Raw genomic sequence first — 13,969 nt, forward strand, 5'->3', positions numbered from 1 at the left:
AATACAAAATTCAATAAATGTACCGGTACCGGTTATTCATTAAATGAATCCTGTGATTTTTGAACCCTCGACCGCACATACAGGAACGATACCAGAATGAGCACCAGTATCACCAGTAAGATGTACAGGTTATACGCTTCCCAGAATTTAGCGAACGAGCCTTTTGAATCGGTATACTCCAGGTTATCACTGTCTTTACTGATGTTGAACAAAAACTTGTTCGAAGCATCGGAGATACAGATGTTACTTGAAAGAGTAGATAGCTGGTCGGTAATGGACTTAGCTGCCGATAAAAAGGCCTGATCTAAATTTTTACCTGTGCCCGTTATAATTAAAGTACCGTTGTTGCCCCGCCCGTAAAATATCTGTGCCAAACCGTTAGATACCGTATCATTCAGTTCGTAAACCACCTTGTTGTTTTCGTTATTATAGAGCCTGAATTTGCGGTTAAATTTGATGGGCGCATCCGGGAACTCACTCATAATAGGATCATCTTTTGCCAGCAAAGCGATGATGTTATTTTTCTTCAATATAGACTTGTCTATCGGGTTTGAGTAAGTAAAATCAGGAAAGTTATCGGCGTGCAGGTTGTTATTTAACTCGTAAATAATTTCGCCGATGGTAGCTGCGGCATATTTTGCAGTGCTGCGGGTTAATACAATGGTTGTTTTGCCGGTGTTAAAAGCCTCGGGATATTGGTAAAAGCTTAGATTGTTGGCTATAAAAGGTATTTTAGTTTGTAAATACGACTGACTTACGTTGATCTCGCCAAAGTAGTTGATAAAGCTGTTCTCGCAATTACCACTGCCCGGGTAAAACCTGAATTCGGTTTCGAGCGTGTTAAATTTTTGCAGCTCGTAACGGTTAATAATCGCGGTTGTGTTTAGCTTACCCGATGGGTCGAGCTTCTCGGTACTGATCAATACGCCGTTAAGGTAAATATTGAAAAACCCGCGGTCGCTTAAGTTAAGGTTACTGTAATTACCTACTATTTTAACCTCGATCTCTTTAGGCGTAAAGCTAAAATCGCTGTTTTTAAATTGGTAGCTTGTTTTTAACGAGCCTATACCCTCCATTAAAGTAGTTAGGCCGCCCATATCTTTCAACGTTAAACGCGATTTACTTTCGTCGATAGTTTTTACGTTGGTGTTTTCGGCCTTGTTGATCACCAAAAAGTCGCCAAAGCTCGATTTGATCACGTTGCTGTTGGCCAGCGTGGTAATAGTGTTGTTAAAACCATCCTCATCATAACCCGATATAAACAAAGTTTCGGTAGGCATCATTGATAAGGCTGTTGATTTAACAAACGACACACCATAACGGCCAACAACATCATGATAAATCGTATCCATTTTTTGGATAACTGCTTTATGCAGGTATACTAAACCCTGCCCTTGTTCTGGCTTAACTTTAATAACGGACTTTTGCGCATCGGTTAATTTTGACCAGTTGCCTACTACAATATAGTTGGTTAAACTATCGGGCATTTTGCTGGCCTCGTAAACAGCGATGTTTTTTGATTGGGCGCGTTTTAAACGTGCGTAAGCCCAGCCTACCGCTTTCAGATCGGTAAGCGAGGGGTTGCTTGGATATACGATAGCCGTTTTGGTATCGAAACAGTTTGAAATGTTTACGTTGTTAAAAAAGTTGCTGTTTGATTTGATGAACGAAAAATACGAACTGGCTTTAACTTTGATCCACATGCCCGGGTTATCAATATCCTTACACTTATCATCAGATACGCTGAGCAATGTACGGATGCCCAATTTAACATAGCGCTTATCTTCGGTTAAATAATCCTTATTTAACATAATGGTAAACCTCAGTATCGAATCGGCACCTATACGGGTGCTGTAAACCGGTTTATCATTCATCATAATATTGATGTACGAACGGTTTTTAAGTAACACCTGCGATGGCTCGATAAATAAAATTAATTTGCTGCCGTTTATCTCTACTGTTGGATCGATGCGCACAAAATAAGATGCGGAGCTGCTTACACCACCAATTACCTCGTCGTTATGGCCCAATGATCTGAGCGAAACTATGCTTTGCGCCGAAGATATTTTGCCCACCAACAGCAGGAATACAAACAGAGTTAAAATTCTATTCATTTTTATTAAATTATATATAGGTTATTAGCTTATTACGTTAAATTCTACTCTAAAATAGTTTCCGTTATCATCGCTGCGATACTGCAGATCGCCGCCCATTTCAACTGTCATTAGTTTAGCTATTGAGAGGCCTAAACCAAGGCGGCTTTCAAACGTGTTTGATGCATCATTGAGGGTTTTTAGTTTATTGAACATGTTATCCAACTCATCCATCCCGATAGGCATACCCTTGTCAATAATTTCGAACACAAATTTTTGATGCTGCAGGGTAGTGGCTATCCTGATCTTGTTATTGGTTTGCGAAAACTTAATGGCGTTTGATAATAGATTTTGAAACACCTGGCCGGTAAATACCTTGTCTAAACGTACGTTAAGCGGCAGTTTCAGGATATTATCGATCAGTTGAATATTCTTCATTTGGGCGGTTTCAACCAGGCCCTTTACTACGTGGTGTACTTCGGTGTTGATATCAAATATCTCCAGGTTGTATTTGATCTCCGGCGATTCGATCTCTTTAACATCCATCAGTTTACCCAGCATATACTGCATCTTATCGGCCGACTGGCCAATAAAATCAATAAACTCACGCTGATCGGAGCTTAGGCGGTAATCTTCTTCTTTGAGCATATTGTTGCTCATAATAATGGAGCCGATCAGATTTTTCAAATCATGGCCGGCTATATTGATAAAGCTATTCTTTTGCTCATCCATACGGCGCAGGCGCTCGTACTGCTCGTCGATAATGTTATTTTTTTGGATAATATCGCGGTATTGCTCTTTAAGCTGGTTGTTTGATTTTTCGATAACTATTTGCGATTTTACCTCGCGCTCCAACACCTTATATCTTGCATTTGGTATTAAGCACGATATAACCGAAATAATAACAAAGAACTGCCCGCCGTTAGTTACAAAAATATCGAGGCTGTAATCATTAAGCGATTTGAAAAATATACCTAACAGGATGAGTGATAACAACGACTGGATAACCGAGTTGATGGGCTCCCAAAATACCTGTACGTTAAAAAACAGTACTATTGCAGCGTAGCTTAAAAAATAAAGGTTTAATTGCGCTACGTTAACCAGGGTACATAAAATTGATGCTATTAACGATAATAAGATAAACGCGATATGCAACAGTATACGGTAATTGTAATTACCACGTTGAAATAAGTTGTATAACATGTATATTACCATGATAACAATTATCCTGGCAATAAAAAACTGGATCCAGTAATTGGGAAGGTATATAAAATCGAGGATGCTGAAGAGCGGGAAAACAAAGATGATGGTCCAGATAATGTTATTGGTTAAATACCATGCTTTTTTGGCCGTTTCTTTGGATAGCTCTTCTTTATCAAGTTGAACAAACATCGGATGTTGTTATTGTTTAGTATAAGTGTGGATAATAAAAGTAATACTGCCTAAATTTATAAAATTAATGGATAATCGCTTAAAACGTTATAAATATAATTGTGTCACCCTCGCGCTGTTGTTGTTTGTTTCGATATTATGTACATCAATGCGTGTAATTGCAAAAACTAAACCAATATTTCGTGATAGTAATGATTGGTTATTTAAGCGGGCGGCAAGCCTCAATAATGGCATCAATATTTCGTGGCTCGAACAAACCTGGAGCCGTAATATTTTAAGCGATACCAGCATACAGCAAAGCGATTTTGTATTGTTAAAAAAATTAGGGTTCAGAACCATCAGGCTGCCTGTAGCCTTTACTTATTTTGATGATAAAAAGATTGAGCTGGCACAGGTTTTTAACCGTATTGATAAAGTACTTACGCTATGCAAACAATATGGCTTTTGTCTGATCATAGACTACCACAGTGGTAACCTTAAAAATGATAACTACCTAACAGAGACACCTAAAATAATAGATCTGTGGCAAAAGGTTGCACTACACTATATAAACCAAAGTGCCGATAAGTTGTTTTTTGATATTTATAACGAGCCTGTAGTTGCCGACCAAATATGGAAGGATGCCGCATACAATATTGTAACCGGCATACGCAAGGTTGATAAAAAACGCACATTGCTGGTAGGTGCATCAAACTACAATAGTATTTACGAATTGAGCCGTTTTGAAAGACTTGCCGACGATAACATCATCTACGCTTTTCATTTTTACGAACCGTTCTTTTTTACGCACCAGGGCGCCGACTGGATAGGCAATGAAAGTGCGACCACCGGGGTAGCTTTTCCATATAATGAGGAAAATTTTCCAAAGCTAAATCCCAAAGCAAAAAATACCTGGGGCGAAACCAAATACTACGAATACCGTAACGACGGCAACGAGCAATCGCTAATGGATAAGTTAACTAAATATGTTAAACCGTGGAGTGATAAGTATCATGTGCCTGTAGTTTGCAGCGAGTTTGGCGCGTATAATAAGTATGCCAATTTAGATAGCCGCTGTCGTTATATCAAAGCCATGCGCAAAACACTAAAAACCTTAAATATGCCCGGTATAATGTGGGACTATAACGACAGCTTTTCTATTTTTAACGGGCGGCCATCAATACAAAATTTACCCGATTGCATGCGCGACGCTATTGGGTATCGTAATTAAAATCAGTCTAAATAGTGTTATTCGGTTTTAATATTTAACTTTGCCTGATAACACCTGAAATATGAACTTTTTTGTAGAGCAGCGCCGGGAAGTAATGCAACATATCGAGAAATACATGCTCGAAAAAATGTTCGACTTTTTGAAACCTGTTGATGAAATATGGCAACCGTCAGACTTCTTACCCGATTCGACCAAAGACACTTTTTTTTCGGATATTAAAGAGCTTCAGCAAAATGCAGAAGGTATATCTTACGACCTGTTAGCCGTGCTAATTGGTGATACCATTACCGAAGAAGCGTTGCCTACCTATGAATCATGGCTGACCATGGTTGACGGTGTTACCAAAGGCGAAGAAGGCGGCTGGATGAAATGGACACGCCACTGGACAGCCGAAGAAAACCGCCACGGCGACCTGCTTAACAAATACCTGTACCTTACCGGCCGCGTTGATATGCGCGCGATGGAGGTATCAACCCAATACTTAATTGCCGATGGTTTTGACATTGGTACCGGCAGCGATCCTTACCGTAACTTTATTTATACCTCGTTTCAGGAGTTAGCTACCAATATCAGCCACCGCCGTGTAGCCAGTTTGGCTAAAAAGGATGGTGATACGTTATTATCAAAAATGTGCGGTGTTATTGCCGCCGACGAAATGCGCCATGCACGTGCCTACAAACATTTTATCTCGAAAATATTTGAAGTTGATGCCAGCGAGGCCATGATAGCCTTTGAAGATATGATGCGCAAAAAGATTGTAATGCCTGCGCACTTTTTACGCGAGGTTGGTTTAAAGATCGGCCAAACCTTTGGCCACTTTACCGATGCTGCTCAACGCCTTGGTGTTTACACCGCGGTTGATTATGTTGACATTTTGAAAGACCTGATCGAAGAATGGCACGTTGAAAGCGTTGGCGACCTGAACGAAGCAGGCGAAAAGGCCCGCGATTATATCGTTAAATTACCCGAGCGCCTTTTACGGATTGCCGACCGGATGAAAAACCCCGGATTGGAATATAAGTTTAGCTGGATAAAAGCTTAAAAATATCAAAGCCTGATGCGAGAGTATCAGGCTTTTTTGTTGGCGCTATTTGATATTGCTTAAAAGTTGTTTAAACAGATCGATATCCAGATCCATACCCATTTTCTTTCGGGATATTATAATTACCGTAAAAGCTTCTGTTCAGTATGTTGTAAGCGGTGGTGGCATCGGCACTATCGTAAAATATTTCTTTCCATTCCTGCCGGGTATCATCCGGTAGTTGCATTTGTATGCCATTAACTGCTATGGTAATTGGCAAAGCAATAGGCTGCAGGTCGGTTTCGCTGTCCTTTTGATGCGCAGTGAGATACATGATCGTAAAGCGTAAACTGCCACAAATGCGCTGGTTAATTTGCGCCACCGTTTCGGGCGAGGTTGGTTTTATACGCCACTGGTTATTTTTAAGAGCAAAATAATCAGCAGGGCCGCCGCTTTTATAATCGTGATTAATGGCAAGTGTTATTTTTTTGATCAAAGTGTCGGGTTTTTTAGCAGCACGGGCTTTTAACGATTTTGCATAGTCTTTTTTTAAATAATCAATGATCTTTCCCTCCAGTACCAGTTGTTCGTCTTCAAGCTTTAGTACCTTTAAGTTACAGGTGTCTGCGTCGGTGGTCAATGTTAAAACGCGCGAATGTTCGTTAAAGCCCCATTTGCCATAAAAAAAATGCTGATGTATGCCCAGCGAAGTAAAGGTTTGATCGGGGTTTAAATTTAAAACACTGCTTCCGGTAAACGAGAATAAAAAACTGTTGCTCCGTACTTTAGGGAACTGTAACAGCGAGTCGCCGGCGTTTACCGCTTCGAGCGATCGGCTTGTCATCCAATTGTTCGCCATTGCTGTTTTAGTGGGGCGTTGGTTACAGGCAGCCAGCAACAATCCTGTTATAAGCAACAGGTGAAATTTTTTTTGCATCATAAGGTTTGGTGGCTTAAAGCTAAAAAAATTACCCGAACCGTTTTAAATATTTAAAGTTGATCAACTCGCCGTAAGGCAAGGGGCAAGGCGCGTTCAAACTAAACCACGGCGACGTATATTGAAGCACCTGTATATTTTGAGCAGGCATAAAACTTTGCGCCAGCATAAATACTTTTTGATGCGCGGCATTTTCGGCAACGTCCATCACCACAAAACAATGCCCCGGCGACCCACCATGAATAAACACATCGCCAGCTTTCAGGTCACCGGCATCGGTTACCTTTTTCAGCTCTTTATCCAGCGAAAGCGTTCCCGCGTAAGCGAACACTAAATTCATGTAGTTTAAAAAGGTTGGATAACTGTAATCCTTTTTTGCCTTTAATACCCATTTATCGTTATGGTACCGGTAGCCGTTTGCGTAATGCACATAATCACAATAAAAGCCACTCACAAAGTGAAAGCCGATGACGTTGTACTTCTTTTGCTGATATAAATACTCGCCGCGCAGGCGCATCACAGCATCGGCACATTGCTGCAGGTCCTGGCGGCCAACACTCATATCAACCACGGCTGCAGTGTAGGCATCGGTATTGGCTATGGCACCGTTGTAGGTTAAAGTATGCGTACCTGCGGGCTTTAGCGGCAGGTTTTGCAGATAATCGCCAAAGCTATTTGCCTCACTGATTTGCCGGGTATAGCCAGTTGGCACACTAAACCGTTTTACCACATTATCGGCCGGCGGACTTATTAAAACCAACAAAGCGATCATCAAAATGCTTTTCATAACTGTTGTTTTTAGTTGATCAGTTCGGGGCGGTACTCAAAATGCATGGTATCAAAATGGTACCATTTGCCCCCCCATATAAACCCGTGTTTTTCAAAAATGTCTACTATCAGTTGCGGTATCCGGTTGCGGTATTTTACATGCACATCCTCATTGGTGCACCTGCATACCCACTCCCAATATTCCGAGTAATCGGTATTGAGGTCGATGGTCATACCGAAACTGTGCATGCTATGGCGAGTTGTGCCTTTAATGTTTCGCCAGTTAAAGGTGCCGCCAATATTTATTAGATATTTTTTTAATTCGGGATGTTCATCCAATTCATTCGATACCTCGGTCAGTTTTTTATCTACGCCGTTTACAGTGGTTACCCTTATTTTTTTGCCAACCAGTTTTGGACACCAGGTAATATAAGTAATGTTTTTACGTACCGCCGACTCGCTGCTGCCATACATTTTTAAAAAGAAAGCCTCATTTCTTACCCTGCCCGGATCGAACAGATAAGCCGGTGCCGATTTAAGTGTGCCAACCGTGTACTGCTGACTAAACATATCCTTCAGATCAGGCGCATCCAGCAACTGTTTGGGTGTTTTATTTTTAATACCGTCATCCCACACCATCGTGGTTTTGTCTTTAAGTATAATGTGGTTATCGGCAAAGCCGGCAATAAAACCAGGGTAAGCTTTAATCAGTTTTTTTGCCGCCGTGGGTATGGTATCGGTTGTTTGTGCCTTTGCGGCGATGATGGTAAAGAGTGAAAGCAGGAACAGGAGATATTTTCGGATTGGTTTCATTTCAGATTAAAACTACAGAAAATTAGTCAGCCATTAGTTTTTTGTCTCAAATCTCAAATCTAATCATGTGCCGGCCCGGGCAAAACCCACGGTATCACGATACAACTGCGGCGACACATCAGCATTGTTTTTAAAAAAACGGCTAAAGTAATGTTCATCATCATAGCCTAATTCGTAAGCGATCTCCTTAACCGATTTATTACTCAGGTATAACTCGCGTTTGGCTTCAATGATAATGCGTTCGGATATCAGGTAGGTAAGGGTTTTGTTGAAATGCGCTTTGGTGATCTTTGCGAGCGCTTTAGGTGTAATATTCAATAATTCGGCATAATCGCTGGCCGAGTGATGGGTTTTATAATGCTGCTCGATGTAATTTTTGAGGTTTTGAAGTACAAAAGGCTCTTTAGCCGTAACAGATTGCAGCGCATCGGTTTGTTGTTGGGTTTTTAGCCGCGAAGCGGTGATGAGGAAGATTTTAAGATACGATACCAGGATCTCGTATTGCGCTAAGTCCGCATTTTGCACCTCAGCTTTTATTTGATCTATCAGCAGTTCAAACGTAGTGGTGGCTTGCCGGTCAACCGCCACAAAAGGTGGCCTGTAAATATTATTAAACAGCACGCCATTACAGGCAACTTCCTGCTGGTGTTTATGGATGCAGAAAAAATCGGGATGAAAGTTGATCACAATACCCTGTACCGGTTCATCGGCGTTTAGCATAAATGGCTGATATGGTGCAAAACTGAACAGGGTATCTGCCGTAAAATCGTATTCCGAAAAATCGGCCTTAACCTTACCGCTGCCCTGCTGTATCCATATTATCGAATAATAATTGAGCCGCTGTAAATGATCAAAATGGCTGTTATCCTGAAAGGTAAACAATTTAAAAGCCAGGTTGCCATTTTGCGGGTTAACAAGCGTAAAAGTGTTTTGCCCGGTCATGTTATTTCAATTCTCTTTCGTGCTCCTCAATGGCCAGGTCGTTAATGCTGGCAAAGCGCTTTGCCATTAAGCCATTAGCATCAAACTCCCAGTTCTCGTTGCCATAGGCACGCCACCACTGGCCATTTTCGTCCTGGTACTCGTACTTAAACATTACGGCCATCCTGTTTTCACGAAAGCCCCACAGCTCTTTTTTAAGTTTGTAATGTTTTTCCTTTTGCCACTTTTCAGTTAAAAATGCTACGATCTCATCCCTGCCATTTATAAATTGCGTACGATTGCGCCATTGGCTGTCAATGGTGTATGTTTTCGAAACTCTTACCGGGTCCTTGCTGTTCCAGGCATCTTCGGCCATTTGCACTTTTTGCAGGGCAGTTTCCATATTAAAAGGCGGCAGGGGCGGGCGTTGTTCGTGATTATCCATTTTGTTGCTAAGTTGAAGTTATGAAATTAAGCCAGCTCTTTTTGCGCGCTGGCTTATGTATTTAAATTATAGAGATGGAGCCAATGGAAAATCTACAGGTATTTGGGTTAAATTATGTAAATAGTTCATGGCGGTTTTATCGCTCACCTGCAAAATTAAATCAACCAGGTTTTCTTTGGTGTATCCTTGTGTAAAAAATGCGTCAACGTTTTCGGCGCTTGCATTACCGCGATTTTTGGTAATATCAGCTGCTAAAGCTACCAGTGTGTTTAGTTTGGCATCGGTGCTTTTGCCTTTGCGGATATCCAACACCTGCTCATCGGTAAAGCCATTCATTTTGCCAATAACTGTGTGTGCACTTTGGCAGTAAACGCAACCGTTTACCTGGCTCACTATTAAGTTTACGGCTTCTTTCTCTTTGTTTGTCAGGCTGGTTTTTGCATTTTGGTAAGCCAGGTATTTACCCAAACCGTTTGCCGAATACGCAATGGCTGCATATAAATTGGGCACAAAACCCAATGCCTTTTGCAGGTTATCAAAAATTGTCTGGTTGGCTGGTGCTACTTCGTCACGGGTTGGAACTGCGAATGTTGTCATGTGTTTAAATTGTATTGAAAAATCGGTTGTCGATATTGACGATACAAAAGTGCGCCGGATTTATACGCTGTAAAATGGACGATGACCGCCTCTTGATGGATAATTTTCTTCGCCATTCAATTTTATGATAAATAATTATTAGATGTTGTAACGTTTTATTTTTTTGGCCGTCTATAGCTATACTGGGATAATGTTAATTTAAACTAATTATTTAGTTAAATTATGTTAACACGCATTAATACTCCAGGCATTATGATTAGTATTGTTTAATAAATAACCGTTCGTAAAAACAACACCTGCCCTGTTGCTTCATGAAAAAAATCCTACTCCTGTTATTAGTCACCTTTGCTGGCCTGGCATGCTATAGTCAAGCGCCCAAAACAAAAAATGTTACCGGCACAGTTGTCGATTCTGTTAAAAATCAGGCCATTGGTTTCGCAACCGTTACTCTGATTGATGCCAAAACCAATGCCCAGCTAAAAAGTACACTCACTAAAGACGACGGTACTTTTACATTGGTTACGCCCGCCGCAGGTTCATATAAACTGGCGGCAGTTTTTGTTGGCTATCGTAATAAAATAGTGACTATAGGCGATGGCACCGATGTGGGTAAGATCCAGTTATCATCATCGTCAAAGCAATTAAACGAAGTTTCAATAAATGAAGCCAAACCAATTATTAAACAGGAGGTTGACCGGATTGCCTACAATGTGCAGGCCGACCCTGAAAATAAGGTGATGACCGTTTTGGATATGCTGCGTAAGGTGCCTATGGTATCGGTTGATGCAACGGATAATATCAAGCTTAAAGGCAGCGGCGATTATAAGATATTGATCAATGGAAAAGAATCGACACTGATCGCTAAAAACCCATCAGATGTGTTTAAGGCGATGCCTGCCAGCAATATCGAAAAAATAGAAGTGATAACCACGCCGCCCGCTAAGTACGATGCCGAAGGTTTGGCAGGTATCATCAACATCATTACCAAAAAGAATGCAGATAACGGCTACAACGGTAATGTAAGCGTGCGTTACAATAATGTTTGGGGGCCGGGAGCAAACCTTAACTTTACGATCAAACAAAATAAAATAGGCTTTGGCGGATATGTAGGCTACAATAAACAGAATACCACCACCACCACATCGGGCAATACAAACGATATATTGACGCCGGTGCTTAACCAATCTCAAGATCAAGTCCGCACCCGCAGCGGCGATAACCTGTATGGCAGCGGTGAGTTAAGTTATGAAATTGATACCCTGAATTTGTTAACTGCATCGTTTAGTCATTACCAGGGTACCAATAATAACGCCAGCGATCTGCTCTCAACCGAATACGACGGCAGTAACGCACTTATCCAATCATACCATTTAGGGAGCTACAATACAGCCCTGTATAGTGGTTACGATTTTGGTCTGAATTATCAGTTGGGCTTTAAGCGCAATAAAAATCAGTTGCTTACGCTATCGTACAAATACAGTCCGTCATCAAACACACAAAACAACGATGCTGCGTATAGTCAGGTTAACAGTCCCGGCATTGGCTTATACAATTTCAAGCAACACGATAAATCAGGTTCGCGCGATCAAACCATCCAACTCGATTATGTGCAGCCTTTTAAAGTCTGGAGTATTGAGGCCGGCGCCAAAGCCATATTGCGCAACAGCTACAGCGATTTTGAAAACCTGCAGCAAACAACTCCGGGTAGTGAATATGTAATAGATACCAAACAAACCAACAACCTCGATTACCAACAGGATGTGTACGGCATATATAATTCGTACCAGGCCAAGCTAACCAATTGGGTATTTAAAGGCGGCTTGCGCATTGAACGCACTACTATAGATGCCAACTTTGTATCGGCAGCAGGCAGCACGTTGGATAAGAGTTACAACAACCTGGTGCCATCGATATCTATGCAGCGCACACTCACCAAAACCAGTAGCCTGACCTTTGGCTTTACCCAGCGTATCAACAGGCCGGGCATATGGCAGTTGAACCCTTATATTGATAGATCGAACCCGAAATTTGTTAACACGGGCAACCCCGATCTGCAACCGGTAAGCAACCATACAATCGAATTAAGCTACAGCAATTTTGCGCATGGTAACATTACCATTGCAACCAACTACGCTTTTGCCAATAACACCATCCAAAACGTAACTAACTTTAACCCTAAAGATTCGGTTACCACCTCAACATACCAAAATGTGGGTACCAATAAGCGGTTGGGTTTTGATTTGAATGGTAATTACCCCATTACTAAAAATTTAAATATCAATATCAACGCCGAACTGGTGCACGTATGGCTTTCAGGCTTTTACGGTGGTCAATTTTATGATGCCCGTGGTAATCAGGGACACGTATTTACCTACACCAGTTATAAATTTGGCGATACCTTTAACATGGGTATGAACATTGGTTACGATAGCCGTTACGTAATGTTACAGGGTGTTGATAATGATTGGTTTGGTTATTCGATAAGCGCTACCAAAGATATCTTTAAAAAGAAGGCCACTATATCGATGTACGTGAACAACCCTTTCGAAAAATATAAGCACCTCGATTATTTTAGCACCGGGCCAAATTTTGTACAAAGCAATTACAACAACATCCTGTCGCGGGCCATATCAGTGAGCTTTCAGTACAAATTCGGTAAGCTAAACAGCCAGCTTAAAAAGAACCAGCGCGGTATTAATAATGATGATGTGAGCAGCGGCGGGCATTGATGAGGTGTAGTATTGATGAGAGCAACGACCAGCCATGGCGCAAGTCTTGAGAGTTGAATTGAGCGTTGGGAGACTTGTGACTATATCGAGCACAAGTCAGCACCCCACAAGCCATCGCACAAGACTTGCGCTATGAGAGGTATCAAGCAGTTAGTATCAAGTATCAGGACTTTCGCTATTCCGAATCTAAATGTTTGCTGCTCGAAGTCTCCTGACTTCGAACCAATATGTATGTAGTCTTGAGACTACACGCATAATCATCCGAAGTCGGGAGACTTCGGATAGCGTGACATTGATATTTTAGTATAAAGACTGCCAATACATTTAACATCGTAAATAATAGCATCAGTAAAAATCTTTATATTTATTGATAATAAACTACTGTTAAATTAGCCTGGTAAATGAAAAGACTATTATCCGTTATCCTGTTGTTCATTAGTGTTGTAAGTGTTAAGGGGCAATCATTAACCCGAAGCGCCGAATGGCCTAAATTGATAACCGCTTTAGAGAATGAGGACTGGTCAACGGCTAATCAATTATCCCTTACTTGTTTAAAAAGGATATCGCCTGATATGACAGACAGTGGTGAAGCCGGGATGCTTCGGTACATGTTTATCATATCGGAAGCGGGCCTGATGAATGACGGGAAAAGAACAAAGGACCAGGCCTATAAAGAGGTTAAAGGTTTTCAGGGGCACTTTATTCTTCTGGCGGGGCATCCCACAACTTTGAAGTTTGCATCCAATAGCATTATGCCGCACAATGATAAGACCGATTCTTTATTCGTGAACTGTACCAATAACGCCGGCACCAATATTTTTAGTTTTGAATACATTATACCAAAAGAAAAATGGGATATTGACGATTTTAAAGCCAATATTGGTAAAATATATCGTGCAGGCGGAATTTTAAAATCAATAAGCGCTGAGGGAAATATGCTCCCCAGATTCAGGATCATTGTTAGTGAGGCTGAGTTAAGGCAAGAACAACATTAGCAGATAGTTGATGATATCCAAACATTTGTTTGGCGTATTCTGACTTCG

At 41.2% G+C, this 13,969-nt stretch carries 12 protein-coding genes; 4 read left to right on the plus strand and 8 right to left on the minus strand.

Features of this window, described 5'->3' with window-relative positions:
* Nucleotides 1–32: 32 nt before the first annotated feature.
* Both ACFGVR_RS11110 and ACFGVR_RS11115 read right to left on the minus strand, forming a co-directional pair.
* A complete protein-coding gene (locus ACFGVR_RS11110; protein ID WP_448702894.1) occupies nucleotides 33–2,114 on the minus strand; it encodes a cellulose biosynthesis cyclic di-GMP-binding regulatory protein BcsB in 2,082 nt (693 codons plus the stop codon).
* Between the two features lie 24 nt (nucleotides 2,115–2,138).
* Complete coding sequence (locus ACFGVR_RS11115; protein WP_448702895.1) at nucleotides 2,139–3,485, minus strand: sensor histidine kinase; 1,347 nt, start codon at nucleotides 3,483–3,485, stop codon at nucleotides 2,139–2,141.
* A 148-nt stretch (nucleotides 3,486–3,633) separates the two neighbouring features.
* On the opposite strand from ACFGVR_RS11115, the gene ACFGVR_RS11120 reads away from it, so the two are divergent.
* Both ACFGVR_RS11120 and ACFGVR_RS11125 read left to right on the plus strand, forming a co-directional pair.
* Nucleotides 3,634–4,695 (plus strand): glycoside hydrolase family 5 protein, encoded by a 1,062-nt coding sequence (locus ACFGVR_RS11120; protein ID WP_448702896.1) that lies wholly within the window; start codon nucleotides 3,634–3,636, stop codon nucleotides 4,693–4,695.
* Between the two features lie 61 nt (nucleotides 4,696–4,756).
* Entirely contained in the window at nucleotides 4,757–5,737 is a 981-nt protein-coding gene (locus ACFGVR_RS11125) for an acyl-ACP desaturase (protein WP_448702897.1), read from the plus strand.
* A gap of 70 nt (nucleotides 5,738–5,807) precedes the next feature.
* On the opposite strand, the gene ACFGVR_RS11130 is transcribed toward ACFGVR_RS11125, so the two are convergent.
* From ACFGVR_RS11130 to ACFGVR_RS11155, 6 genes are all read right to left on the minus strand, one after another.
* Nucleotides 5,808–6,656: a hypothetical protein gene (locus ACFGVR_RS11130; RefSeq protein WP_448702898.1), complete on the minus strand. Its 849-nt coding sequence runs from the start codon at nucleotides 6,654–6,656 to the stop codon at nucleotides 5,808–5,810.
* 28 nt (nucleotides 6,657–6,684) lie between these two features.
* Complete coding sequence (locus ACFGVR_RS11135; RefSeq protein ID WP_448702899.1) at nucleotides 6,685–7,440, minus strand: DUF4846 domain-containing protein; 756 nt, start codon at nucleotides 7,438–7,440, stop codon at nucleotides 6,685–6,687.
* An 11-nt stretch (nucleotides 7,441–7,451) separates the two neighbouring features.
* Complete coding sequence (locus tag ACFGVR_RS11140) at nucleotides 7,452–8,234, minus strand: M15 family metallopeptidase (RefSeq protein WP_448702900.1); 783 nt, start codon at nucleotides 8,232–8,234, stop codon at nucleotides 7,452–7,454.
* 63 nt (nucleotides 8,235–8,297) lie between these two features.
* Complete coding sequence (locus ACFGVR_RS11145) at nucleotides 8,298–9,176, minus strand: helix-turn-helix domain-containing protein (RefSeq protein WP_448702901.1); 879 nt, start codon at nucleotides 9,174–9,176, stop codon at nucleotides 8,298–8,300.
* Nucleotide 9,177: 1 nt separating this feature from the next.
* Nucleotides 9,178–9,600, minus strand: a complete 423-nt coding sequence (locus ACFGVR_RS11150; protein ID WP_448702902.1) for a DUF1348 family protein — start codon at nucleotides 9,598–9,600, stop codon at nucleotides 9,178–9,180.
* Nucleotides 9,601–9,666: 66 nt separating this feature from the next.
* Complete coding sequence (locus ACFGVR_RS11155; RefSeq protein ID WP_448702903.1) at nucleotides 9,667–10,197, minus strand: carboxymuconolactone decarboxylase family protein; 531 nt, start codon at nucleotides 10,195–10,197, stop codon at nucleotides 9,667–9,669.
* Nucleotides 10,198–10,508: 311 nt separating this feature from the next.
* Here ACFGVR_RS11155 and ACFGVR_RS11160 point away from each other — a divergent pair, with 311 nt between their 5' ends.
* Together ACFGVR_RS11160 and ACFGVR_RS11165 are read left to right on the plus strand one after the other, a co-directional pair.
* A complete protein-coding gene (locus ACFGVR_RS11160; RefSeq protein ID WP_448702904.1) occupies nucleotides 10,509–12,926 on the plus strand; it encodes a TonB-dependent receptor domain-containing protein in 2,418 nt (805 codons plus the stop codon).
* Between the two features lie 401 nt (nucleotides 12,927–13,327).
* Nucleotides 13,328–13,921 (plus strand): hypothetical protein, encoded by a 594-nt coding sequence (locus tag ACFGVR_RS11165; protein ID WP_448702905.1) that lies wholly within the window; start codon nucleotides 13,328–13,330, stop codon nucleotides 13,919–13,921.
* Nucleotides 13,922–13,969: the final 48 nt, after the last annotated feature.

This window comes from Mucilaginibacter aureus (assembly GCF_053514885.1).

Coding starts and splice junctions, on each gene's coding strand:
- ACFGVR_RS11165 (WP_448702905.1), top strand. CDS start 13,328: ATGAAAAGACTATTATCCGTTATCCTGTTGTTCATTAGTGTTGTAAGT.
- ACFGVR_RS11110 (WP_448702894.1), bottom strand. CDS start 2,114: ATGAATAGAATTTTAACTCTGTTTGTATTCCTGCTGTTGGTGGGCAAA.
- ACFGVR_RS11130 (WP_448702898.1), bottom strand. CDS start 6,656: ATGATGCAAAAAAAATTTCACCTGTTGCTTATAACAGGATTGTTGCTG.
- ACFGVR_RS11140 (WP_448702900.1), bottom strand. CDS start 8,234: ATGAAACCAATCCGAAAATATCTCCTGTTCCTGCTTTCACTCTTTACC.
- ACFGVR_RS11125 (WP_448702897.1), top strand. CDS start 4,757: ATGAACTTTTTTGTAGAGCAGCGCCGGGAAGTAATGCAACATATCGAG.
- ACFGVR_RS11115 (WP_448702895.1), bottom strand. CDS start 3,485: ATGTTTGTTCAACTTGATAAAGAAGAGCTATCCAAAGAAACGGCCAAA.
- ACFGVR_RS11120 (WP_448702896.1), top strand. CDS start 3,634: ATGCGTGTAATTGCAAAAACTAAACCAATATTTCGTGATAGTAATGAT.
- ACFGVR_RS11145 (WP_448702901.1), bottom strand. CDS start 9,176: ATGACCGGGCAAAACACTTTTACGCTTGTTAACCCGCAAAATGGCAAC.
- ACFGVR_RS11155 (WP_448702903.1), bottom strand. CDS start 10,197: ATGACAACATTCGCAGTTCCAACCCGTGACGAAGTAGCACCAGCCAAC.
- ACFGVR_RS11135 (WP_448702899.1), bottom strand. CDS start 7,440: ATGAAAAGCATTTTGATGATCGCTTTGTTGGTTTTAATAAGTCCGCCG.
- ACFGVR_RS11150 (WP_448702902.1), bottom strand. CDS start 9,600: ATGGATAATCACGAACAACGCCCGCCCCTGCCGCCTTTTAATATGGAA.
- ACFGVR_RS11160 (WP_448702904.1), top strand. CDS start 10,509: ATGAAAAAAATCCTACTCCTGTTATTAGTCACCTTTGCTGGCCTGGCA.